The 22,976-nt window shown below is 70.9% G+C and carries 21 protein-coding genes and 1 pseudogene; 10 read left to right on the top strand and 12 right to left on the bottom strand.

Annotation, left to right across the window (positions count from 1 at the left end):
* Nucleotides 1-144: 144 nt before the first annotated feature.
* Together Msi02_RS30195 and Msi02_RS30200 are read left to right on the top strand one after the other, a co-directional pair.
* Complete coding sequence (locus Msi02_RS30195) at nt 145-684, top strand: DUF6789 family protein (RefSeq protein WP_204051375.1); 540 nt, start codon at nt 145-147, stop codon at nt 682-684.
* A 95-nt stretch (nt 685-779) separates the two neighbouring features.
* Entirely contained in the window at nt 780-1,178 is a 399-nt protein-coding gene (locus Msi02_RS30200) for a PPOX class F420-dependent oxidoreductase (protein ID WP_079315916.1), read from the top strand.
* Between the two features lie 332 nt (nt 1,179-1,510).
* On the opposite strand, the gene Msi02_RS30205 is transcribed toward Msi02_RS30200, so the two are convergent.
* Together Msi02_RS30205 and Msi02_RS30210 are read right to left on the bottom strand one after the other, a co-directional pair.
* Complete coding sequence (locus Msi02_RS30205; RefSeq protein WP_204051376.1) at nt 1,511-1,981, bottom strand: hypothetical protein; 471 nt, start codon at nt 1,979-1,981, stop codon at nt 1,511-1,513.
* 197 nt (nt 1,982-2,178) lie between these two features.
* On the bottom strand, nt 2,179-2,349 hold the full coding sequence (locus tag Msi02_RS30210; protein ID WP_204051377.1) for a hypothetical protein: 171 nt from the start codon (nt 2,347-2,349) through the stop codon (nt 2,179-2,181).
* Between the two features lie 266 nt (nt 2,350-2,615).
* Between Msi02_RS30210 and Msi02_RS30215 the strand changes: the two genes are divergently transcribed.
* On the top strand, nt 2,616-3,962 hold the full coding sequence (locus Msi02_RS30215; RefSeq protein ID WP_204051378.1) for a sensor histidine kinase: 1,347 nt from the start codon (nt 2,616-2,618) through the stop codon (nt 3,960-3,962).
* Here the strand turns inward: Msi02_RS30215 and Msi02_RS30220 are convergent.
* The 6 genes from Msi02_RS30220 to Msi02_RS30245 form a co-directional block, all read right to left on the bottom strand.
* Entirely contained in the window at nt 3,952-6,018 is a 2,067-nt protein-coding gene (locus Msi02_RS30220) for a phosphocholine-specific phospholipase C (RefSeq protein WP_204051379.1), read from the bottom strand. The genes Msi02_RS30215 and Msi02_RS30220 overlap by 11 nt on opposite strands.
* A 98-nt stretch (nt 6,019-6,116) precedes the next feature.
* Nucleotides 6,117-7,103: an L-histidine N(alpha)-methyltransferase gene (gene egtD / locus Msi02_RS30225; RefSeq protein ID WP_204051380.1), complete on the bottom strand. Its 987-nt coding sequence runs from the start codon at nt 7,101-7,103 to the stop codon at nt 6,117-6,119.
* A 9-nt stretch (nt 7,104-7,112) separates the two neighbouring features.
* Nucleotides 7,113-7,814, bottom strand: a complete 702-nt coding sequence (gene egtC / locus Msi02_RS30230; RefSeq protein ID WP_204051381.1) for an ergothioneine biosynthesis protein EgtC — start codon at nt 7,812-7,814, stop codon at nt 7,113-7,115.
* Nucleotides 7,815-7,818: 4 nt separating this feature from the next.
* The gene (egtB, locus tag Msi02_RS30235) at nt 7,819-9,129 is read right to left on the bottom strand and encodes an ergothioneine biosynthesis protein EgtB (RefSeq protein ID WP_239108816.1); all 1,311 of its coding nucleotides are present in this window, start codon (nt 9,127-9,129) and stop codon (nt 7,819-7,821) included.
* A complete protein-coding gene (egtA, locus tag Msi02_RS30240; protein WP_204051382.1) occupies nt 9,126-10,250 on the bottom strand; it encodes an ergothioneine biosynthesis glutamate--cysteine ligase EgtA in 1,125 nt (374 codons plus the stop codon). Before egtA ends, egtB begins: the two co-directional genes overlap by 4 nt.
* A 108-nt stretch (nt 10,251-10,358) precedes the next feature.
* Nucleotides 10,359-11,018 (bottom strand): hypothetical protein, encoded by a 660-nt coding sequence (locus Msi02_RS30245; protein ID WP_204051383.1) that lies wholly within the window; start codon nt 11,016-11,018, stop codon nt 10,359-10,361.
* A gap of 134 nt (nt 11,019-11,152) precedes the next feature.
* Between Msi02_RS30245 and Msi02_RS30250 the strand changes: the two genes are divergently transcribed.
* From Msi02_RS30250 to Msi02_RS30265, 4 genes are all read left to right on the top strand, one after another.
* Complete coding sequence (locus Msi02_RS30250) at nt 11,153-12,295, top strand: sensor histidine kinase (protein ID WP_204051384.1); 1,143 nt, start codon at nt 11,153-11,155, stop codon at nt 12,293-12,295.
* Nucleotides 12,292-12,966 carry a response regulator gene (locus tag Msi02_RS30255; protein ID WP_204051385.1) on the top strand — a complete coding sequence of 225 codons (675 nt, stop codon included), beginning with the start codon at nt 12,292-12,294 and terminating at the stop codon, nt 12,964-12,966. The genes Msi02_RS30250 and Msi02_RS30255 overlap by 4 nt, the downstream gene beginning before the upstream one ends.
* 19 nt (nt 12,967-12,985) lie before the next feature.
* Nucleotides 12,986-13,954 (top strand): 2,3,4,5-tetrahydropyridine-2,6-dicarboxylate N-succinyltransferase, encoded by a 969-nt coding sequence (gene dapD, locus Msi02_RS30260; RefSeq protein WP_204051386.1) that lies wholly within the window; start codon nt 12,986-12,988, stop codon nt 13,952-13,954.
* A 104-nt stretch (nt 13,955-14,058) separates the two neighbouring features.
* A complete protein-coding gene (locus Msi02_RS30265) occupies nt 14,059-14,235 on the top strand; it encodes a hypothetical protein (protein ID WP_179155236.1) in 177 nt (58 codons plus the stop codon).
* A gap of 96 nt (nt 14,236-14,331) precedes the next feature.
* Here the strand turns inward: Msi02_RS30265 and Msi02_RS30270 are convergent, their stop codons facing one another.
* Nucleotides 14,332-16,170, bottom strand: a complete 1,839-nt coding sequence (locus tag Msi02_RS30270; protein WP_373308322.1) for a glycoside hydrolase family 6 protein — start codon at nt 16,168-16,170, stop codon at nt 14,332-14,334.
* Between the two features lie 414 nt (nt 16,171-16,584).
* On the opposite strand from Msi02_RS30270, the gene Msi02_RS30275 reads away from it, so the two are divergent.
* The 3 genes from Msi02_RS30275 to Msi02_RS43530 all read left to right on the top strand — a co-directional run bounded on the left by Msi02_RS30275 (nt 16,585) and on the right by Msi02_RS43530 (nt 20,143).
* Nucleotides 16,585-17,562 (top strand): malate dehydrogenase, encoded by a 978-nt coding sequence (locus Msi02_RS30275; RefSeq protein ID WP_079315954.1) that lies wholly within the window; start codon nt 16,585-16,587, stop codon nt 17,560-17,562.
* A 103-nt stretch (nt 17,563-17,665) separates the two neighbouring features.
* Nucleotides 17,666-19,048 carry a dihydrolipoyl dehydrogenase family protein gene (locus tag Msi02_RS30280; RefSeq protein WP_204051419.1) on the top strand — a complete coding sequence of 461 codons (1,383 nt, stop codon included), beginning with the start codon at nt 17,666-17,668 and terminating at the stop codon, nt 19,046-19,048.
* 57 nt (nt 19,049-19,105) lie between these two features.
* Nucleotides 19,106-20,143 carry a hypothetical protein gene (locus Msi02_RS43530; protein ID WP_239108817.1) on the top strand — a complete coding sequence of 346 codons (1,038 nt, stop codon included), beginning with the start codon at nt 19,106-19,108 and terminating at the stop codon, nt 20,141-20,143.
* A 90-nt stretch (nt 20,144-20,233) separates the two neighbouring features.
* On the opposite strand, the pseudogene Msi02_RS44625 reads toward Msi02_RS43530, so the two are convergent.
* The 3 genes and pseudogenes from Msi02_RS44625 to Msi02_RS30295 form a co-directional block, all read right to left on the bottom strand.
* Nucleotides 20,234-20,713, bottom strand: a pseudogene (locus tag Msi02_RS44625) (DUF998 domain-containing protein); the annotation flags it as partial.
* Nucleotides 20,714-20,785: 72 nt separating this feature from the next.
* On the bottom strand, nt 20,786-22,456 hold the full coding sequence (locus tag Msi02_RS30290) for an alpha-amylase family protein (RefSeq protein ID WP_239108819.1): 1,671 nt from the start codon (nt 22,454-22,456) through the stop codon (nt 20,786-20,788).
* A gap of 136 nt (nt 22,457-22,592) precedes the next feature.
* A complete protein-coding gene (locus tag Msi02_RS30295; protein ID WP_079315906.1) occupies nt 22,593-22,796 on the bottom strand; it encodes a cold-shock protein in 204 nt (67 codons plus the stop codon).
* Nucleotides 22,797-22,976 lie beyond the last annotated feature (180 nt).

The following is a 22,976-nucleotide window of genomic DNA, read 5'->3' on the forward strand; positions in this document are numbered from 1 at the left end:
GGTCCCGGAGCCGGAGGCGCCCGTCATCCCCGGGCACGCCTGATCGCGCTGCGTCCGCGCTGGTCGAGTCGGAGCCTTGATTGTTTACCGAGAACGGAGCACCGCGAGGGCAGCTGATCCGGTCCGGGTGGGAAGAGGCTCCTCATGATGCGCAACCTGGTGAACGGCGCCGTCGGCGGCGCGCTCGCGACGGCCGTGTACAGCGCGATGCTGATGGCGGCGGACAGGGCCGGCCTGCTGGAGGAGCCGCCCCCGAGGCGGTTCGTACGGATGACCCTTCCCGGGCGCGACAAGCCCAAGAAGGGCGAGAACGTGCTGGGAACGATCGCGCACTTCGCGTTCGGCTCCTCCTGTGGTTCGGTGCTGGGCCTGCTGTCGGCCGGGCAGCGGGTGCCCGTCCCGATCGGCACGGCGTACGGGTTGCTGGTGTGGTACTTCGGCTACCAGGGCCTGGCGCCGAGCATCGGCGCGTACCCGCCCGTCCCGAAGGACCGTGCGGGACGCCAGGCCGCGCTGCTGGCGGGACACCTGCTGTGGGGCACCGCGCTCGCCCTCGCGCTCAACCGGCTGCGGACCGAGAAGGCGCCCCTGACCACCGAACTGGCGCCCCGCGTGCGCGAGCAGGTCCGGCGCGTCATGCCCACGCCCGAACCCGTATCGGCTCAGGCGGGCGTCCGGCGGTAGGGCGCGGATCATGTCCCACATCCTCGGGGGAAGAATGTGGTCTTGCCCTGTGCTGTCGATCTGGGGGCAGCGCTGACGAACCGAGGAGGAGCCAGATGAGCAAGCTCGACGAAAACGCAGTAGCCCTGCTGAAGGAACCGGTCCACGCCTGGGTGACGACCATCCGGCCGGACGGATCGCTGCACAACACCGTGGTGTGGGTCGACGTCGACGGAGACGAAGTGGTCTTCAACACCGCCGTGGGGCGGGCGAAGGAGCGGCACCTGCGCGACAACCCCCGGGTGTCGGTCAGCGTGCTCGACCCGCAGAACGCCTTCCGCTTCGTCAGCGTCTCGGGCACCGCCGAGCTGGAGCTCGACGGCGCGGACGCGGTCATCGACGGCCTGGCGAAGAAGTACCTCGGGGTGGACACCTACCCCTACCGGCAGCCGGGAGAGCAGCGCATCACGGTACGCGTCGTTCCCGAGAAGGTCATCTCCAGCGCCGGCCGCTGACGGGGCGTTCGCCGGGCGAGCACGCGGAGCCGCCCGGCACGCCTTCCCCGCACGCCCTCACCGGTTCCGGGCCCGGCGCTTCGACGTCTGCACCGGCTTCTACACCAGCTTCCGCACAAGGGCGATGCGAGTTTTCAGGCCCGCCGACTGACCGCAAGAGCCCGCGCCGACGGGCCGGCGGGGATCCCGCCGACTCGGCGCGGGCTCTCGGTTTCCGTTGCCTCGGGCACGACCACGTCATCGCCACGAAGTGCGCGTGCCGCAGGGGGTGGGGACGTCGTCGAGGTCCCGCGCTCTCACCACCCGCGGATCCTGACGAGCCGGAAGCAGGACTAACAGACGATCTTGCCGTCGAACGAGTACTTGTAATACTTCTGCTTGGTGATTTCGGTGAATCCGCTGAAGGGACGGTTGCACTCGACGGGGACGTCTCTGGCTTCCGCGAGGAGATCGTCCCCTGAGACGTCGTCCTCCCATACCTGGATCGTTACTCTGTCGCCCAGCGGAAACTTGAGGGGATTCGCGGACGGAATCGCGACCTGCTGGCCCTCGTCGGATTCGTTGACGTCGATAGTGCCCTTGGTCGGGGCGAGGCGCTGAGTGAATCCGTTGTGCACGACGCTGATGAAAACTTCGTCGCCGTTGCTCCAGGTTCCCTCCTCGTCCACGTCCCATACGTACAGGGTAAGGCCGATTCCGGCTTCGGCCGCGGCGGCGTTCGCCGGGGTCGCGCCGGCGAGTGCCAGCGACCCGAGAAGGCCTGCCAGCGAAAGAAGAAAGCCGGACTTGGAACGCACGAGCATGGTTTCCCCTTTTCTCGTCCGATCGGTCACGGCCGAGATTTCCGCATCCTCCTTGGAGGAGACTTGCAGTCGGCTTGGAGCCGCCGAAACTGATTTCCAGAATTTCGCGTCCCGGAATCAGGAATCGCCTGCCGGACGACCGGCGATGAGCGCGGGCCGGAGAGCGGCCGCGCCGCGACGTCGTGTCCGTGCGGTGCTCAGAGCTCCTCTTCGCTCATGTCCGCGAGCGTGAGCAGTCCTTCGAAGCAGCCCTCTCGTGGCGCGCCCGGCGCGAGCGCGGCCATTCCCCTGGTCGTCCCCTGACCCAAGGTCGCGGCGGTCATCGCCGCCTGTCTCGTCCTCGCGGCCGGCGCGAGCACGATTTTCACAGGGAAAACATCCTTCACTTCCGTAAGGACGTCGTCCAGGCCGCCTACCAGCGCGAATGCTTGATCAGGCAAAGGAATCGTCGATCCTTCCCCCTGTTTTCGCAAGGGTTGCGATCCGGGACGTTCAGGCGGCCCGGTTTCCGGATAGCTCTTATTAACATTTTTTTCCTGAGCATTGCATTACGGACACGAACGGAGGGGTCATGGCGGGCTGGCACATGCCTTCCCTTTTACGCCCGCGCTCGATCCAGGCGCGGACCGCCCTGATGAGCGCGGTCCTCTCCCTCCTCGTCCTCACGGTGATCGGGTTCGGGCTGGACATCGCCGTACGCAACCGGATCCACAGCCATCTCTTCATGGACACCCAGCGGGTGGCCACCGACTGGATCGCCTCGATGGGCCCCAACGGCATCCCCGAGCCGCCGGCCGCGCACGAGGACCTGGTGCAGCTCGTCGACTCCCGCAACCGGGTGATCACGGCCAGCCGGTCGGCGAGCGGCCGGGCCCCGCTGACCTCCCCCTTCCCCACAGGCCAGGACCGCCTGCAGTACCGCATCGAGTGCCCGGACCAGGGCCGGTGCGTCGTGCTCACCGCCGTACGGGTCCTGCCGGTGCAGTCCCGGCTGTTCTGGGACGGCGAGCCGCACGCCGTGTACGCGGGGAGGACCGAGCCCGCCCTCCTGGCCACGCGGCGGCTGGAACTGTTCATCGCGATCGGAGTGCTGCTGATGACCGCCGGATGGACCTGGGCGAGCTGGCGCGCCGCGGGCCGCACGCTGCGCCCGGTCAGGGAGATTCGCGAGAGGGTGACCGAGATCAGCGTGCGCGACCTGAGCCTGCGCGTCCCCCAGCCGCCCGGGCGCGACGAGATCGCCGAGCTCGCGCGGGCCTCCAACAACTTCCTCGAACGCCTCGACTCCTCGGTGCGCCAGCAGCGGCACTTCGCCTCGATGGTCTCCCACGAGCTGCGGACCCCGCTCGCCGGGCTGCGCACGCAGCTGGAGGAGGCCCTGCTCTACCGCGAGGAGACCGATCCGTACGAGACGATCCGTACGGCGGTGCGCACCACCGAGCGGTGCCAGGCGATCATCGACGAGATGCTGACGGTCGCCCGCGTCCGAACGGCCGCGACGGCCGAACCCGAGCCGGTCGACCTCGGGGCGCTCGTGCGGGAGGAGGCCGCCGCCCGCACGGACGGCGTGCCCGTGCGCGTCGAGGTCGAGGACGAGGTGACCGTCCTCGGCAACCGGGTCCAGCTGTGCGGCGTGCTGACCAACCTGCTGGTCAACGCCCAGCGCCACGCGTACAGCAGGGTCGACGTCACGGTCGGGCGGGCCGGGGACGAGGCGGTCGTCACCGTGCTCGACGACGGCGACGGCATCGCCCCGGAGGACCGCGAGCGGGTCTTCGAGCCGTTCGTCCGCCTGAAGGACGGGCGCCGCCGCGATCCCAAGGGCACCGGGCTGGGCCTCGCCCTGTGCCGCGTCACGGCGGACGCGCACCACGGGACGCTGCGGGTCGAGGACTCACCGCGCGGCGCCCGCTTCGTCCTGCGCCTGCCGCTGCCCGCGGGCGTCTCACCCGTGGGCAGCGCGCCGCAGCTCAGCCGGTGACGCTCGGCCGGCCGTTCTCGATGTGGCCCATCAGACGGCGGTTGAAGGACGGGTCGTCCGCGCAGGAGATCTCGATGTCGTACCAGCCCCTGGCCCGCCGGGCGGGCCAGGGCAGGTGCCGCCGCGCGCCGGGCCGCAGCACGACCTCCGTCTCCTTGTCGTCGTAGGCCAGCGCGCGGACGTGCAGGCGCACCTCCCGGCGGCCGTTGTTGGCGATCTCGATGTCCAGCCGCAGCGCCTCACCGTGGACGGTGCTGGACACCTCGACCCCGGCCGCGCCGCCGGTGAGTGACCCGCCGAACTCCCGGCGGAAGCCGTTCGGACCGGTGAGCACCAGGTCGTAGTGGTCGCCCGGCACCGGGACGAGCCTGGTGGCCGAGCCACGCACGTCCAGGTGGAGCGGCGCGGGCAGCTCCCCGGCGTAGGGGTAGAGCGCCAGGTGCACACTCTGTGCGCCGTCGTTGGCGACCGCCAGCCGCAGCGTGTCGCCCCTGAGCGCGACCGAGGCGTCCGGCTGGTACGGCAGGGGCCGCGCCGGGCGCACACCCTCCTCCTGGACGGGCATGCGCTGGTCGGCCGGCGGGGAGGGCCGCCAACGGCCGGTGAACGTTGGCACCGGACCGGGGTGCGCGGGGGTGGGCCGGGGGCCGGCCGAGGTGAAGTCGAAGGCCGAGGTGAGGTCGCCGGAGACGGTGCGCCGCCATGCGGAGATGTCGGGGAAGCGCACCCCCAGCCAGGTCTCCAGGAAGCGGACCGTGGAGGAGTGGTCGAAGATCTGCGAGCAGACGTGCCCGCCGATCGTCCACGGCGAGACCACGATCATCGGCACCCGGATGCCGAGGCCGATCGGCTTGCCGTCGTAGAACTCGTCGGCCTGTTCGGCCGGGGGCCGCGGCGGTGGCACGTGGTCGAAGAAGCCGTCGTTCTCGTCATAGGTGATGAACAGCGCCGTGGAGCGCCACACCTCGGGGTTCGACGCGATCGCGTCAAGGATGTCGTAGGTGATCTGCGCGCTCTGGATCGGCGAGGACGCACTGGGGTGTTCGGAGTCGGCCGCCGAAGGGACGAGGTAGCTGACCTCGGGCAGCCGCCCCGCCTCGACGTCGGCGCGGAACTCGGCGGCGAGCGTGTCGGGCCGCAGGCGGCGCAGCGCCCGGTCGTACAGTGAGCGCTCCTTGGGCGTCAGCGCCGCCACGCCCTCCTCCAGTCGCGCCAGCATCTGCTCCCGCTGCGCCTCCGGCGCCCGGAACAGCGCGGAGTAGAAGGAGTCCATGCTCAGGTGGTCTCCGCGCAGCGCCTTGCGCGCGATCCGGCGGAACTCGGCGAAGAACTCGAGGTTGTTGTCCTCGTAGTTGTCCCACTCCTGGTAGACCTTCCAGGAGCGCCCGGCGGCCTCCAGGATCTCCCCGGCGTTCGCCCACGTGTACCCCGCGTGGGAGTCCTCGCTGTAGGCGGAGTTGTCGATCGCCCGCTTCGTCGTCCCCGGCTCGTAGCCGGTGTGCCCGCTCACGTGGTAGTTACGGTTCGGGCTCGTGGACGACAGCACCGAGCAGAAGTAGTTGTCGCAGATCGTGAAGGTGTCGGCCAGCTCGTACTGCAGCGGGATGTCCTCGCGCCGGTAGTACGTCATGGTGGCCGGGCTCTTGGCCGCGATCCAGCCGTTGTGCCAGCCGTCCGCCGCGGCCGCCTGCCCGTCGTTCCAGCCGTGCGCGAGCGCCGAGATCCACTGCAGGTCCCTGCCCACCAGGTCGGCGGCCTCGCGCACCGGAAACGGCAGCACCCGGCCCGCGCCGTCGGGCTGCTCGAACACCGGCCTGCCGTCCGGCAGCCTGACGGCGTTGCGGTCCCCGTAGCCGCGCACGCCCCGCAGGCTGCCGAAGTAGTGGTCGAACGACCGGTTCTCCTGCATGAGGAAGACGACGTGCTTGATCGCGGACAGGCCGCCGCGCGGCACCGGCATGGCCATCGCCCGGTGCACCGAGGCCGGCAGCAGCGACGCGGCGGCGGCGCCGGCGCCTGCGGCGAGGAACCCGCGGCGGGACAGACCCTGGGACATCGTGGTCCTTTCACTTCGGCCGCCCGCTTACGGCGGCCCGGCGAGGTGATCACAGCCCCTCGCGGTGGCAGGACGACGACATCCTCCGGCACTGCCGGTTAAGGGTTGGCGAACCTCCCCGGGGACGCGGGCACCGCGGCCAGGGTCAGCGCGAAGTCGCCGGCGCTGTCGGTGTACCAGCGGCAGACCGCGAACCCGGCCCGGGACAGCTCGTCGAGCACGCCCTCCCTGCGGAACTTGGCGCTGATCTCCGTGCGCGTCTCCTCGCCCTCGGCGAAGGCGACCGTGAGCCCGAGCGCCCGGATCGGGACCTCCATGGGCCGGGTGGCCCGCAGCCGCATCTCGATCCAGTCGTTGTCCTCGTCCCACAGCGCCACGTGCTCGAACGCCTCCGGCTCGAACCCGGCGTCCAGTTCCCGGTTGAGCACGTGCAGCACGTTGCGGTTGAAGGCGGCCGTCACGCCCCCCGGGTCGTCGTACGCCGCGACCAGCCGTCCCCTGTCCTTCACCAGGTCGGTGCCGAGCAGCAGGGTGTCGCCCGGCCGCAGCGTGGCCCGCAGTTCCTTGAGGAACACCTCCCGCGCGGCGGGCGGGAGGTTGCCGATCGTGCCGCCGAGGAAGGCCACCAGCCGCCTGCCGGTCCTCGGCAGCAGCGCCAGGTGCTGCTCGAAGTCGGCGCGCACCGGCCGTACGTCCAGGCCGGGATAGCGTACGGCGAGCCGCTCCGCCGCGGCCTCCAGCGTGACGTCGTCCACGTCCACCGGCGTGTAGGCCCGCAGCGTGCCCGCGTTGGCCAGCGCGTCGAGCAGCAGCACGGTCTTCTCGCTGGTGCCCGAGCCCAGCTCGACGAGCGTGTCGGCGCGGCTGAGCGCCGCGACGTCGATGGCGCGGCGGCGCAGGATCTCCAGCTCGCGCCGGGTGGGGTAGTACTCCGGCAACCGGGTGATCCGCGAGAACAGCTCGCTGCCCGCGGCGTCGTAGAACCATTTGGGCGGCAGCCACTTGGGCGACGAGGTGAGCCCGGCGCGTACGTCGTTCTCCAGAGCCTGGCGCAGATAGTCGCCGCCGAGATGATCGGTAACCATGGTCGCCTCTCAATCGATGGGTGTCACCGAAACGCCGTCGGGAGACGCGAGCAGCAGGCTGCGGTCGGGCACGGCCCGCCAGCCCGGCCGGTCGTCAAGCGGCTCGCTCGCGACGAGCACCCCCTCCTCCAGGTGCGTGAACAACGTGTCGCCCCACGCGACGGCGGCCAGGTGGGAACCTCCCGTGACGAGCAGGTTGAGCCGCGCCTCCGGGTCGCCCTCCGCGGCCGCGCGGACGACGGCGGGCAGGACGTCGGCGAGCGGCAGGCCGTCCCGCAACCGGGTGAACACGGCCGCGGCGAGCCACGCCGAGTCACACACGCTCTCCGCGTCGGCCGCGAGGGGCCGGACGGCCTCGCGCCTGACCCGCCCGTTGTGGCTGAGCAGCCAGGGCCCGTCGGCGAACGGCGCGGTGGCCGTCTCCTCGATCGGCATCCCGACCGTGGCCGACCGCACCGCCGCGATCAGGCAGGACGAGCGGGCCGCCGCGGCGAGGCCGGGCATGTTGGCGTCCGCCCAGATGGGCACCGTACGGCGGTAGCGCACGGGCCGGGACCCGTCGTACCAGCCGAAGCCGAACCCGTCGGCGTTCACCGTGCCGTACTTCTGCAGGCGCGGGGCGTACGACTGGCGCAGCAGGCCGTGTTCAGGGTCGCTGATGAGCGTGGTCAGGGACCTCGTCGGGCCCAGCCACGCCGCGTGGCGGCACATCCCCTCACTCCTCCGAGCGGGCGCAGCGGAACCCGGCGAAGATCTGCCGCCGGATCGGGTAGTCCCAGTTGCGGAAGGTCGTGCGGACGGCGCAGGGATGGGTGGCCCACGAACCGCCGCGCAGCACCCGGTAGGTCTCCCCGAAGAAGACCTTGCTGTACTCCTCGTAGGGGAAGCACCGGTAGCCGGGATAGGGCTGGAACCAGGAGTCGGTCCACTCCCACACGTCCCCGATGAGCTGCTCGACCCCGTAGGGACTGGCGCCGTCCGGGTACGCCCCGGCGGGCGCGGGCCGGGCCGCGCGGTGGCCGAGGTTGGCCCAGCGCGCGAGGTGGCCGGGATCGGCCTCGCCCCAGGGGTACGTGCGGCCTCCGCACGCCTTCTCCCACTCGGCCTCGGTCGGCAGGCGTTTGCCCGCCCACCGGGCGTACGCGTCGGCCTCGTACCAGGAGACGTGCTGCACCGGCTCGTCCGGCGGCACGGGCTCCTCCCGGCCGAAGCGGATCCGCCACCAGGTGTCGCCGTCGCGCGTCCAGAACAGCGGGGCCTCCACGCCGTTGCGCTCGACCCACTCCCAGCCCTGCGGCAGCCACCAGCGCGGGTCGCGGTAGCCGCCGTCCTCGACGAACTCCAGGTAGGCCCCGTTGGTGACGGGATGGCGGTCGATCCAGTAGCCCGGCAGGTACATCCGGTGGGCGGGCCGCTCGTTGTCGTACGCCCAGGCCACGGTGTCGGTGCCCATCGTGAAGACCCCGGCGGGGATGTGCACCTCGGGCTCGGCGGCGGGCCTGCCCGGCGGCAGCTCCCCGTCGCGGACCAGGCCGGGCCGCCGGGAGAGCTGGAGCGTGGCGAGCATGGTCTCGTCGTGCTGGTGCTCGTGCTGCAGCACCAGCCCGAAGACGTAGCCGCCCGCCCGCAGCGGATCGGGGTCGGTCAGGTCCACCCGGTCGAGGACGTCGAGCACCCGGCCGCGCACGCCGGAGATGTACTTCCTCGCCTCGGCGGGGCCGAGCAGCGGGAGCGACGGCCGGTCCTTGCGCGGATACTTGAACGCGTCGTAGAGGTGGTCGATCTCCGGGCGCAGCGGTTCGATGCCGCCCACCTCGCGCAGGACCCACAGCTCCTCGTAGTTGCCGACGTGCGCCAGGTCCCAGACCAGCGGCGACATCAGGGGCGAGTGCTGGCGCACGAGCATGTCGTCGTCCGCGTCGGTGTAGGTGAGCGACCGCTCGCGTACGGCGGCGAGCTCGGCCGCGATCCGCTCCTTCAGGCCGGTCGGGCCGGCGTTGCCCAGGACGGCGTCGAGATCGGTCACGCGAACATCTCCTCCATCTGGTCGGCGGCCGGCGATCGGCCGGATTCGATGTGCCGAGAGGCGAACGCGCGGACCCGGGCGACCAGCGAGGGCTCGGCCCCGAGGCGGGGCAGGGCCTCGGCGGCGGCGGCGAAGCAGGCCGAGGCGGAGCGGCGCAGATCGGGGTCGGCGAGACCGAGGCGGGCGGCGTCCGCCCACCGGTGGGCGACCGGCCGGGCCGCCTCCATGGCGGCCTCGGCGGCCCGATCGTCGGTGACGAGCGCGTGGACGACGGCCACGCACACGGGCCACTCGGTGGCCCCCTGCGCGTCGAGGTAGCGCACCTCCAGCCAGCCCCGTGGCCGTACGGGCGGGAAGAGCGTGGTGGCGTGGTAGGCGAGGTCGGCCTCGCCGGGGGGCCGCCCGGCCACGCGGGCGAAGTCACGGAACGCCGAGCCGTCGAGGACCGGCAGGAGGCCGCCGTCCCCCCGGACCAGCATGAGACGGGCGTCGAGGAGGTAGCGCGCCCAGTCGTCCACCGGGTCGCCGTTCCGTGCGACCGGCGCCGTCCTGCTCGGGTCGAGCCTGCTCCACACGGCCTGGCGGCCGGAGACCCACCCTCCGGCGGGCGAGTTGGCGAAGGCCGCGACCAGCACGGGGCCGAGCACGTGGGACCGTTCCCAGCGGATTCGCGGGTCCTCGCCGAAGTCCAGGTTGACCTGGACCGACGCCGTCGAGCACATCATCGTCAGGCCGTCCGGCCAGTCCAGGAACGCGGCCATCGCCTCATACCTGGGCTCTCGTAACTGCCGCAGGGGCGGGCGAAGGGCGTCCAGGCCGCGGCCGCCCAGCCGCAGCCCGGCCCGGGCGAGCGCGCGCCGTACGGCGTCGACGTCGGCGGTGAGCTTCGCGATCGCGGCGGGCAGGACGTCCGGCGGGGCGGACAGTTCGAGCTGCCCGCCCGGCTCGAACGTCACCCGGCTGCCACCCGGGAGCGCGGGGAGCGCGCCCGCGATCCGGGCGATGGGGACGGGAAGCGCGGGGTTGTCCGCGTCGAAGACCAGAAACTCCAGCTCGACGCCCAACCGGTCGGAGGTGACCCCGCGGAAGCAGTCCCGGGCGTACCTCTGCACGTCGGTCATTCGCCCCCCATCGGGCCGATGTTTACGCGACTCGGTCGTGCCGAGTCAGCTTTCCCCGTAATCCCCCCCTTCAACCTGAAACCCATTGAAACAGTGCGTTAACGCAGGTCACGCGGCAGCGGAGGTCGCCCACTCCTCATCGCGCATACGGATCATCGAGACGCCGACGATTCCGAAGACGACCAGCAGGATGACCGGGCCGCCGAGGCCCAGCACGAGGTTCCACGCGCTCGCGCCGAACAGCCAGACGATGATGCCGACGAGCACGCCGGCCGGGAACCACCACCCGGCCCGGCCTCCCCAGGCGTACGCGACGGCCACGAGCACGAGGCCGAGGAACGACCCGATCATGCCGGGCATCTGCCAGCCGATGATCATCGCGGGCTGAGCCCCGTCCTGCATGAGCTTCTCCGCCTGGTCCACCGGCAGCATCTGGAACGCCACGACGTCGAAGAAGTCCGAGATCATCAGCGCCGAGAAGTTGATGAGGCCGAGGACCGTGATCACGCCCGCGATGTTGGCCAGCACCACGCCCTTCTTGCGTACGAGGTGGACGAGGCCGATCACGCCGGGCACCCACAGAACCCACGCGTAGTGGAGGAGCGTCGCGCTGACGCCCACGGCGACCGGATTGTGCGCGTACGCGAGGGGGTCGTCGACCCCGGGTTCGGACGGGTCGACGGCCATGCCGAGGAGCAGGCAGAGCGGGGCGAGGATGAGGCTCGTGCCCGCCGCGACGCGGCGGAAGGTGTTCGCGTTGGTAAGCATGCGGAGGACCGTACGAAGCGGTCCCGCACCCCGTCGTCAAAGCACACTTTGACCACCTGTCCGCCTACAGGCGGATTTGTGGAAGGGCGCATTCGGGACGACCGTCACTCTTCTGCACCATTACTCTCTCCCCCATGCCCCACCGCCGTCCCCCCACTCTCGTCGACTGGCTCGTCGCGGTGGTCGTGGGCCTGTTCGCGATCGCCGAGGAGGTCGGCGGGCGCTCGATGGGCCCCTCGCGTGACGCTCTCCCCCTGTGGATCGCCGCCGGGGTCGCCGCCGCCGTCGCGGTGCTGTTCCGGCGCCGCGCTCCGTTCGCGATCCTTTTCGTCTACTCCGCCGTCAACGTCCTGCTGTTCGTCGTGGCTCCTCAGATGGCGGCGGCCTGGCAGTTCTACACCGAGCTCGTGCTGCTGTTCACCCTGCTGTCGGAGGTACGGCCGCGCAGCGTGAAGGCCGTCGCCGGCCTGGTCGCGAGCGGCGCGTACGTCGTCTCCATGCTGGCGGCCTCCCAGCCTCCGGCGGGGGCGGGCGACATCGCCGTGGCCGTGGTGATGTCCGCGATCGCGGCCGGAGCGGGTCTGGCCGTGCGCCGCCACCGCGTGCTCGCCGTCCAGGCCGCCGAACGCGGCGAGTTGCTGGCCCGCGAGGCCGTGGCGGAGGAACGCGCCCGCATCGCCCGCGAACTGCATGACATCGTCGCCCACAGCGTCAGCGTGATGACCATGCAGACCGGCGGCGTACGGCTCATGCTGCGCGAGGACCAGGAGCGTGAGCGGCAGGTGCTCGCGTCGATCGAGGAGACGGGCCGGGGCGCCGTGGACGAGCTGCGCCGGATGCTCGGCCTGCTGCGCGGGCCGATGGCCGACCCAGGCCCGCAGGCCGGCCTCGACCGGCTGGACGACCTGCTGGACCAGGTCAGGGCCGCGGGGCTCGACGTGACGCTGGAGGTGCGCGGAGACGCCGTGCCGCTACCCGCCGGGCTCGACCTGTCGGCCTACCGCATCGTGCAGGAGGCGCTGACCAACGCGCTCAAGCACGCGGGCCCGACCCGGGCGACGGTCTCCGTGGACTACCGCCCCGGAGAGCTCCACCTGGAGATCGTCGACCTGGGCCCCCGCGAGGGCCGGGCACGGGCGCGGGCACGCGGCGCCGGGCAGGAAGGCGGGCACGGGCTGATCGGCATGCGGGAGCGGGCCTCGCTGTTCCACGGCACGCTGACCGCGGGACCGCTCGCCTCGGGCGGGTTCGGCGTCCGGGCGGTGCTCCCCCTGTGAGCGAGGCGGTGAACGTGATCGGCATCCTGATCGCCGACGACCAGGCGATGGTCCGGGCCGGGCTGCGGCTGGTGATCGGCACCCAGCCGGACCTCGCCGTGCTGGGCGAGGCGTCCGACGGCGAACGCGCCGTCGAGCTGGCCCGGAGCCTGCGGCCCGACGTCGTGCTGCTCGACATCGCCATGCCGCGGCTCGACGGCCTGGAGGCGGCCCGGCGGATCCTGTCCGCGCCCGAGCCGCCGCGCGTGATCGCGCTGACGACATACGACACCGACGAGAACCTCGACCGGGCCCTGCACACCGGGGTCAGCGGCTTCCTGCTGAAGGTCTCGCCACCCGAGCACCTGTTCGCCGCGATCCGCAGCGCCGCCCGTGGGGAGGTGCTGCTCGACCCCGCCGTCACGGGCCGGGTCGTCGACGCCTACCGCCGCGCGCAGCCCGCCGCGCCGCCGCCCGAGACGGGACTCACCGCGCGGGAGGAGCAGGTGCTGCGCCTGGTGGCACGGGGGCTGTCGAACGGCGAGATCGCGGACACGCTGTCGATCACCGAGGCGACGGTGAGCACGCACATGAACCGCCTGCTGGCCAAGCTCGGCCTGCGCGACCGCGCCCAGGCCGTCCGGTACGCCTACGAGTCGGGCCTCGTCCGCCCAGGTGATGCCGCGTCGTGAGCCGGTAGCGTAGGTGCACATGACAGCTATCGACTCCACCAGCTCGGGTGCGTACGGCATCGGCCTCGCCACGATCGCCGCGGACGGCACCGTGCTGGACACCTGGTTCCCCTTCCCGGCGCTGGGCGAGCCCCCGGCCGTGGGCACCGAGCCGATCGCGGGCGAGGATCTCGGCGAGGGCATGGCGGAACTGGTCGGCCCCGACCCCGCCAGGGGCGTCGAGGTCGTGGCCGTGCGCACCGGCATCGCCGACCTGTCGGCCCCGCCGGTCGATGCGCACGACGTGTACCTGCGCCTGCACCTGCTGTCCCACCGTCTGGTCCGGCCGCGCACGGTGAACCTCGACGGGATCTTCGGGCTGCTGGCCAACGTCGTGTGGACCAACCACGGCCCGTGCAAGGTGGAGGGCTTCGAGGAGGTACGGCTGCGCCTGCGGGCCCGTGGTCCGGTGACCGTCTACGGCGTGGACAAGTTCCCCCGCATGGTCGACTACGTGCTGCCCTCCGGGGTGCGGGTCGCCGACGCCGACCGCGTACGGCTCGGCGCCCACCTGGCGAGCGGCACCACGGTCATGCACGAGGGCTTCGTCAACTACAACGCCGGCACGCTCGGCGCCTCCATGGTGGAGGGCCGCATCTCGGCGGGGGTCGTCGTGGGCGACGGATCCGACGTGGGCGGCGGCGCCTCGATCATGGGCACGCTGTCCGGCGGCGGCAAGGAGGTCATCTCGATCGGCGAGCGCTGCCTGCTCGGGGCCAACTCCGGCATCGGCATCTCGCTGGGCGACGACTGCGTGGTGGAGGCCGGGCTGTACGTCACGGCGGGCACCAAGGTCACCCTGCCGGACGGGTCGGTCGTGAAGGCCAGGGAGCTGTCGGGCAAGTCGGGCCTGCTGCTGCGCCGCAACTCGACGACCGGGGCGGTCGAGGCGGTGTCCCGCGACAGCAGGGGCATCGAGCTCAACGCCGCGCTGCACGCCAACGACTGACGCTCCAGCGGGCCCCCTCCCCCACCCTGAGATGACCCTGAGTCTGCCCTGAACTTGGCCTTCGGCCCTGTGATCGGCGGGAGGGCGGCCCGTACGGTGAAGGTATGGGACGCATTCTCCTCATCGCCGCAGCCGTAATCGTCGGGTTCTTCCTTCTCGGCTCCGTCATCGGGCTCATCTTCGGGGCGCTGAAGTGGGTTCTGATCATCGGCGCCATCGCGCTGATCGTGTCGGTCGTGCTCAAGCTCACCCGGAGCAGCCGGTCGAACCACTACACCTGACCCGGCCACGTGGCCGGAAAACAGGGCCGGGAAAAGGGGCGGGCCCCGCCGCAGTGCGACGGGGCCCGCTTTCTTGTGCGCCTGGCACGCCTCGGGTTACGAGAGCGGCGGGTAGGCGTTCTGCATGAGCTGCTGGAACTGCGCGGAGAACCAGTGGCCCGAGACCGGGGCGTTCGGCAGAGCACCGGACATGTTGTTGCCGTTCAGGTTGTTACCGGTGTAGGTCGGGTCGCACATCCGGTCGAAGCCCTTGCCCTCGTCGTTGTTGATGGCGGTGCTGGAGCCGTCGGACTCACCCGGAGGCTTGATCCAGACGTAGGCGTCGAGACCGGCGGCGGGGTTCGCCTTCGGCCGCTCGCCCATGCCGGCACCGGACTGGTTGCACCAGTTGCCGGCGTGGATGCGGCGGTCGACGCGCGACTCGTTGACGAAGGTGTTGACGTCGGTGGAGGTGCTGGCCTTGGTCGGCCGGGCCGCGCCGCCCCAGCCGTTGCGGGAGGTGTCGATCAGCATGCCGATGGTGTTCGGGAAGCCCTTCGCCACCAGGGCGTTGCGGAGACCGACCGCGAAGGACTGCTCGTCCACGTACCAGTTCCAGTCGACCCACTTGGACTGGCGCACCGACTGGCCGTTCACGGTGGTGTTGATGTTGAAGTACGGCTCAACCGTCGCGGAGAAGTTGGCGGTGTTCACGATGAAACCGTCAATGCTCTTCACGCCCGCGGTGGTGCCGGACGCGACCTGGTAGAAGAGGTTCACCATCGGCTGGAAGTTGCTGTCCCAGCCGAGCCAGGCGTGGTGCGCCGCGTCCACGTAGGTGTACACGTTCGAGATCGCGTGCAGCTTGTTCAGCGCGTACTGCACGCCCTGGACGTAGGCGCCCGAGGACTGGGCCTCCTGGCACGCCTGGAACGCGTTCACGTTGGTGATCAGGTTCGGCAGCGAGTCGGGCTCGATGACCGTCACGATGCGGAGGTTCGAGTACTTCGGGTCCGCCATGATTCCGGCGATCACGTCGATGTACTCGCTCTTGTATCGCGCGAGGCCGTTCTGCGCGATCTTCAGCTCGCCGTTGGAGGCGAGCGCCGAGCAGTCGCGGTTCGGCAGGTCGTAGATGACGACCTGGATCGTGAGAGGCGCGCTGCCGTTGGCCGCGTCCTGCTTGACCGCCTCATCGAGGTGGTCACGCAGGCCCATGCTGTTGTTGCCGGCCGAGCCGGAGCTGATCGCGGCGATGCGGTCCAGCCAGACCGCCGTGGAGATGTTGGCCACCCGCGAGCCGCCCGGCTCGGACTTCGCGCTGGCCGACCAGTCCGGGTTCACGTAGCCCGTCGCACCGTCGTACGGGTTGTCCACATGGGTCCCGGGCGGCGGCGGCGAGGTGGACGGAGAGGGCGACGGCGACGGCGAGGCCGACGGAGAGGCGGAGGGGGAGGCCGAGGGAGAAGCGGAGGGAGAGGCCGAGGGGGACGGCGAGGGGGACTTCGACGGCGAGGCCGACGGCGACGGCGACGGCGACTGCGGGGTGCCGTTGCAGGAGACGCCGTTGATCTTGAAGTCGGTCGGCGCCGGGTTGCTGCCGCTCCAGGACCCGTTGAAGCCGATGCTCGTCGAGCCGCCGGTGGACAGGGACTTGTTCCAGTCCAGGGCGGTCGCGGTCACGTTGCTGCCCGACTGGCTCCAGTTGGCCGACCAGCCCTGGCTGACCTTCTGGCTGCTGTTCGGGAAGGTGAACGTGAGCGTCCAGTTGCTGAGCGCGTCGCCCAGGTTCTGAATGGTCAGGTTGGCGGACATGCCGCCCTGCCACTCGCTGGCGGTGTAGTTGACTTTGCACGAGACCGCGGCACTCGCCGATGTGGCGGTGGCGACGGCCGCCGTGGAACCGAGCGCGAGCACGGCCGCCGCGACCAGGCCGCGGCGCACCGTGGAGCTCACGGCTCCCGGTCGGGGGGTGGATCTCATTGGGAAGGTCCTCCTGGCGATGAATACTGCGCTTGGGAGCGCTCCCACGAACCATAGGCACCGCCCCCGGCGCCGTACAGAGACCCGTCAAGGGCGGATGTGCGGCGAAGTCGCGGCCCGGCGTTCACCCCGCGTCCGAGCAGGGATTCCGTCACGCCGTTACGGCTGAAGTCACCTGCGTGTTTCGTGAAAGTTTCACCCTTTCGCAGGCGAAACGCGTGGCCAGGGGCCGGATGTCCCCTCCAGACCGCCCCCGACGCGCGGAAGCCGGAAACCGAGCAAGCCGGCGAGCGACGCGGGAAACACCGCTGTGCCCACCTGCTCACGAGGGGATACGGGCCGACGGGTAGCATCCGTGAGTCACACATATCGCGAATGGGGATCGTCATGACCGTCAAAGTGACCGTCACCGGCGCGGCCGGCCAGATCGGTTACGCGCTGCTCTTCCGCGTCGCCTCGGGCCAGCTCCTCGGGGCAGACACCCCGGTGAAGCTCAGCCTTCTGGAGATCCCGCAGGCCGTCAAGGCGGCCGAGGGCACCGCGATGGAGCTCGACGACTGCGCGTTCCCGCTGCTGCGGGGCATCGAAATCTCCGACGACCCGGCCAAGGCCTTCGACGGCGCCAACGTCGCGCTGCTCGTCGGCGCCCGCCCGCGTACGAAGGGCATGGAGCGCGGCGACCTTCTCGAGGCCAACGGCGGCATCTTCGGCCCGCAGGGCAAGGCCATCAACGACCACGCGGCCGACGACATCCGCGTGCTCGTCGTGGGCAACCCTGCCAACACCAACGCGCTCATCGCGCAGTCCGCGGCTCCCGACGTTCCGGCCGAGCGGTTCACCGCGATGACCCGTCTCGACCACAACCGCGCGCTCTCGCAGCTCGCGGGCAAGCTGAACGTGCCGGTGACCGAGATCAAGAAGATGACGATCTGGGGCAACCACTCCGCCACGCAGTACCCGGACCTCTTCCACGCCGAGGTCGGCGGCAAGATCGCGGCCGAGCAGGTCGAGCAGGAGTGGCTGCGCGACACCTTCATCCCGACCGTCGCCAAGCGCGGCGCCGCCATCATCGAGGCGCGCGGCGCGTCCTCGGCGGCGTCCGCGGCCAACGCGGCGATCGACCACGTGTACGACTGGGTGAACGGCACGCCCGAGGGCGACTGGACCTCGGCCGCCATCCCGTCCGACGGCTCCTACGGTGTGCCGGAGGGCCTCATCTCCTCCTTCCCCGTGGTGTCCAGGAACGGCCGCTGGGAGATCGTCCAGGGCCTGGAGATCGACGCGTTCTCCCGTGAGCGGATCGACGCCTCGGTCAACGAGCTGGTCGAGGAGCGGGACGCCGTACGGGCTCTCGGTCTCATCTGACCGACCGCGCACGGTAAGGGGCGGGCCCGCGTCGGGCCCGCCCCTCGTGTCATCCCGGGTCTCCCGCGCGGTACGGCTCCGCCTGCCTGGGCAGTTGACCGGCATGGACGGCATGTACGACGTGGTGGTGCTCGGCCTGGGACCCGGTGGGGAGGACGTCGCGGGACGGCTCGCGGAGGCCGGCCTCAGCGTCGCCGGCGTGGAGGCCGGCCTGATCGGGGGCGAGTGCGCCTACTGGGGCTGCGTCCCCTCCAAGATGATGGTGCGTGCCGCGGGGCTGCTGGCCGAGGCGCGGCGGGTGCCCGGCATGGCCGGCTCGGTCCGGGTCTCCCCCAAGTGGGCCCCAGTGATCGACCGGATCAGCGGCGAGGCCACCGACGGCTGGAGCGACGACGCCAGGGCGGAGCACTTCGAGAGCGCGGGCGTCCACCTCGTACGCGGCCGCGGCCGGATCACCGGGCCACGGGAGGTGACCGTGGACGGCCGGGTGCTGCGGGCGCGGCGCGGGATCGTCCTCGCGACCGGGACCAGTCCCGCCGTCCCCCCGATCGACGGCCTGGAGGACACGCCGTACTGGACGAACCGGGACGCCGTCGTGGCACGGCACGTGCCCGAGTCGCTGATCGTGCTCGGCGGCGGGGCGATCGGCTGCGAACTCGCCCAGGTGTTCGCCCGGTTCGGCACGCGGGTGACGGTCGTGGAGGCCGCCGACCGCCTGCTGGCGCGGGAGGAGCCCGAGGCGGGCGTGCTGCTGGCCCGGGTGTTCGCCGGCGAGGGCCTCGAGACGCACACCGGCGTCGCGGCCGAGCGGGTGCGGCACGACGAGGGCGGCTTCACCCTCACGCTGGAGGACGGCCGGACCCTCCACGCCGTACGTCTGCTGGTCGCCACCGGGCGCAGGACCGACCTGGCCGCGATCGGCGCCGGCGACGCGGGCCTCGACGAGAGCGCCCGGTTCGTCACCGTGGACGGGCGGATGCGGGCCGCCGACGGCGTGTGGGCGGTGGGCGACGTGACCGGCCGGGGAGCGTATACACACGTCGCCGTCTACCAGGGCAGGATCGCGGCCCGCGACATCCTCGGCGAGGGCGGCCCTCCGGCCGACTACCGGGCGGTGCCCAGGGTCACGTTCACCGACCCCGAGGTGGCCTCGGTCGGCCTGACGGAGCGGGAGGCCCGGGAGGCCGGGCTCGACGTGCGGGTGGGCTTCGCCTCCGTCGAGGAGTCGGCTCGGGGCTGGATCCACGGGGCCGGGCACGAGGGCTTCGTCAAGCTGGTGGAGGACGCGCGGCGCGGCGTGCTGGTCGGCGCCACGAGCGCCGGGCCGGCCGGCGGGGAGGTGCTCGGCGCTCTGGTGGTGGCGGTGCAGAACGAGATCCCCACGACGCGGCTGCGGCACATGATGTACGCCTATCCGACCTTCCACCGGGCCATCGAGGACGCGCTCGAGATGCTCGACGGCCAGGCGTACGCAATCGACTTGTGACGAACCGGAGAGGTCCGGGGCGGGTCCAATGCATGACCTCCCAGAAAGGAGACAGTCATGCGGCACCCCACCCTGCCCATCACATCGGGGCCGATCACGCTGGGGCTGATCGGCCTCGCCCTGTCCACGCTCACGATCTCCGCGGCGGCCACGCCCGCCGCCGCGGCCGCGCACCACTCGACGCACCACACGATTCGGTACGCCTCGGTGGACGCCTGCACGGCCAAGGACGGCGCCACGACGCCGTGCCACACCTGGCGGCTGGACCTGCTCGACGGCAAGCGGGTGGCGCTGAAGGATGCGATGGTGTGGCCGCTGACCGCCAAGGGCAAGCCGAACAAGGAGATGCAGGCCCCGCTCTCGGTGAGCGGCGACGGCGAGTCGGTGGCCTACTTCCGCAAGTCCGACCACCGCCTGGTGGTGCGCGAGTTCCACGGCTCTGCGCACGCCATGGGTCCTGTGCACGTCATGCCGAAGAAGCTTCTCCCCCGCGGCGTCGGCATGGACGACGCCTGGGTGCGGCTCTCCCAGGACGGCGCCCGCCTGATCCTGGGCTACAGCGTGAAGGACGGCAGCAACAGGGCCCGGATCTTCGACGTCCCGGGGGCGCGCGAGACCGGCACGATCTCGGCGTTCGGCACGTTCAGCGGCTTCAGCGGCGACGGCTCAGCCGTCCTCGTGGAGCAGGACACCGACGAGAACACCACCGGGCTGGGCGTCTACGACGCCGAGGGCGACGAGCTTGCCCGCGTCGTCCCGCCCCAGATCGTGGCCGCCAACGTGCCGTGGGCGCTGTCCTCCGACGACCGCACGGTCGCGTTCGTCACCGGGGCCGGCAAGAAGGCGCGGCTGCGCTTCTACGACGCCACCACCGACCAGACGACGGGCTCCGTCGGCTTCTCCCTGCCGTCGGACGCCGCGGTCGAGATGATCGACTGGACCGGAGAGCACGAGGTCACGCTCCACCTCATCCGCTCGGCCAAGGTCGACCACGTGACCATCCTCAGGGTCGACACCCGGACGGGTAAGACCCGGGTGCGTGACTCCTACAAGGTCAGGGCCGGCACCTTCACCTACCAGAGCTGCGGCGGCTGACCTTGCCGTCAAGCTTGCCGCCGACATCGACATGCTCACCAGCGCCGCCACCTCCGAGACAACGGTGAGGCGCTGGGTGAGCCCGGCCGGCACCGTGCCGGGGTCGAGGTGCAGCATCCGGAAGGCGTACGGCAGGACCACGAGGAGCAGCGAGCCGAGCGCGACGGCGCACAGCACGCGCACCAGACGGGAACGGGTGGTCCGGGCGACGAGCAGCCCGGCCAGCGGCAGGCTGACGAAAGCGGCGAAGGCGGCATAGCGGTGAATGCCGCCGGAGAGCGACAGCGACAGCCCCGGCCGATCGGTCGGGAACCCGGCCACCAGCAGCAGGCAGGCGCTCCACACGCCCACCAGCAGCGCCGCGCGCCGGTCCAGCCGCGCCAGCCGTACGGCGAGCACGGCCGAGCCCGCGGCGATCGACGTCAGCGAGACCGGCAGCAGCCATCCGTGCGGCGCGAAGACGTACTCGCTGATCATGGCCGTGAGCGGGTCGAGCCCGGCCACCAGGTGTAACGCGAACATCGCGACGGCGCCGGTCGCCACCAGCACGTATCCCAAGACCATCCCCATGGCTCTTCACTCTGGCCGTGGGGAGGACGGCGGCCCATCGGAGATCCACCCGAGCCGCCCCTGAGGGATCCCTTAGGAGACGTCGGCGGAATCGGCCGGGGCCGTCTCGGGGGTGGAGGCGCGGAACCAGCGGCAGCCGTACCTGCCCATGGGGAAGCGGGCCCGGCCGTCGTCGGAGATCTCGACCGTGCCGTCCACCAGCAGGTCGGTCAGCACCTTGGACGAGTCGAGCCCGTCCAGCCCGATCTCCACCTCGACCTCGGTCTCGGCGAGGTTGTGCACGGCCACGACCGTCTCGCCGTCGCAGTCGGCGCGGTGGGCGAACACGGCGTCCACGCCGGTGTCGAGCACCGCGTACTCGCCCCACGCGAACTCGGGGCAGTCGCGGTAGTGCCGGATCAGCCGGGTGATCCACGACAGCAGCGAGTCGGGGTCGCGCTCCTGCGCGCTGACGTTGACCTTCTCGGGGCCGTAGTCCCCGGTGGGCATGGGGATCTGCACCTTCGAGGGGTCGGCGTCGCTGAAGCCGCCGTTCCGGTGCGGGGTCCACTGCATGGGCGTCCGGACCGCCTGGCGGCCTTCCAGCTCCAGGTTCTCCCCCATGCCGATCTCCTCGCCGTAGAAGAGCACCGGGGTGCCCGGCAGGGAGAACAGCAGGCTGTAGACCATCTTGATCCGGTCGAGGTCGCCGCCCAGCATGGTGGGCAGGCGCCGGCGCAGGCCCCGGCCGAACAACTGCATGTCCTTGTCCGGGCCGAAGGCCGCGAAGACCTCCTCGCGCTCGGCGTCGCTCAGTTTGTCGAGCGTGAGCTCGTCGTGGTTGCGGACGAACGTCGCCCACTGGGAGTCCCTGGGCGCCTTGGGGCGCTCCCGCAGGGCGGCGGCCAGCGGGCCGGAATCCTGGCGGGCCAGCGACAGGTACGTCCGCTGCATGGTGATGAAGTCGAAGCACATCGTGATCTCGTCGCCGAGATCGTTGCCGAAGTAGCGCACCAGGTCGTCGTACGGCAGGTTCACCTCGCCGAGGAGGATGGCGCTGCCGTCGCGGCGGCTGAGGAAGGCCCGCAGGCAGGCGAAGAACTCGTGCGGGTCGGGCAGGTCGCCGCTGTCGGTGACCTGCTCGACGAGGAACGGCACGGCGTCCACCCGGAAGCCGGAAAGGCCCAGCTCCATCCAGAACCCGAGGATCCGGGAGATCTCGTCCTGCACCTCGGGGTTGGTGGTGTTCAGGTCGGGCTGGAACCGGTAGAACCGGTGGAAGTAGTACTGCTCGGTCTTCTCGTCGTACTCCCAGAGGCTGTCCTCCTTGTCGGGGAACACGATGCCCTTGGGATCGTCGGGCTCCGGCTTGTCGGACCAGATGTACCAGTCCCGATAGCGGGAGTCCCGGCTGGAGCGCGCCTCCTTGAACCAGGGATGCTGGTCGGAGGTGTGGTTGACGACGAGATCGGCGATGACCCTGATGCCGCGGTCCCTGGCCACCCGCATGAACTCGACGAAGTCGCCGAGCGTGCCGAGGCGGGGATCGACGCTGTAGAAGTCGGTGATGTCGTAGCCGTCGTCCTTGTCCGGCGTCGGGAAGAACGGCATCAGCCAGATGCACGTCACGCCCATCCGGTCCAGATGGTCGATGCGCTGGATCGCGCCCCTGAAGTCACCGATCCCGTCGCCGTTGCCGTCGGCGAACGTCTCGATGTCGAGGCAGTACACGACCGCGTTCTTCCACCACAGATCGGAGGTCATGCTCAGTCTCATGACCGTTCCCGATGCCCGGTAAAAGAACGGCAAAACATCGGGCCCGCGCCGCCGGAGCGGCGCGGGCCGACGTGGTACCGCCGGCGCGGCCGGTCACGGCCGCGATGTCACCGTGTGTCACGTCCTAGAGCGGCGTGACCTGTTCGGCCTGCGGTCCCTTGTTGCCCTGAACGGTCACGTAGCTGACTCTCTGGTTCTGGTCCAGCGTACGGTAACCGTTCGAGTTGATCGCCGAATAATGAACGAACACGTCAGCGGTGCCGTCGTCCGGAGCGATGAAACCGAAGCCCTTTTCGGCGTTGAACCACTTGACAGTGCCTTCAGACAACTGCTTCTCCTTCTTGGAAGCTACGCCATGTTCCCAGGTCGGGAGCATGAGGCTGCGTAGCGGATTCTTTGCGCGACCGCGTGAGACGCTGGAAGTGCGCGCATATCCGCCGCCGGGATGACCCGGGTGCGCTTTTTACAAACCATGTTTTCAGGAATTGTCCACTGCGACACTCGCAGC

Origin of the sequence: Microbispora siamensis (assembly GCF_016863095.1) — a bacterium.
GTDB lineage: Bacteria > Actinomycetota > Actinomycetes > Streptosporangiales > Streptosporangiaceae > Microbispora > Microbispora siamensis.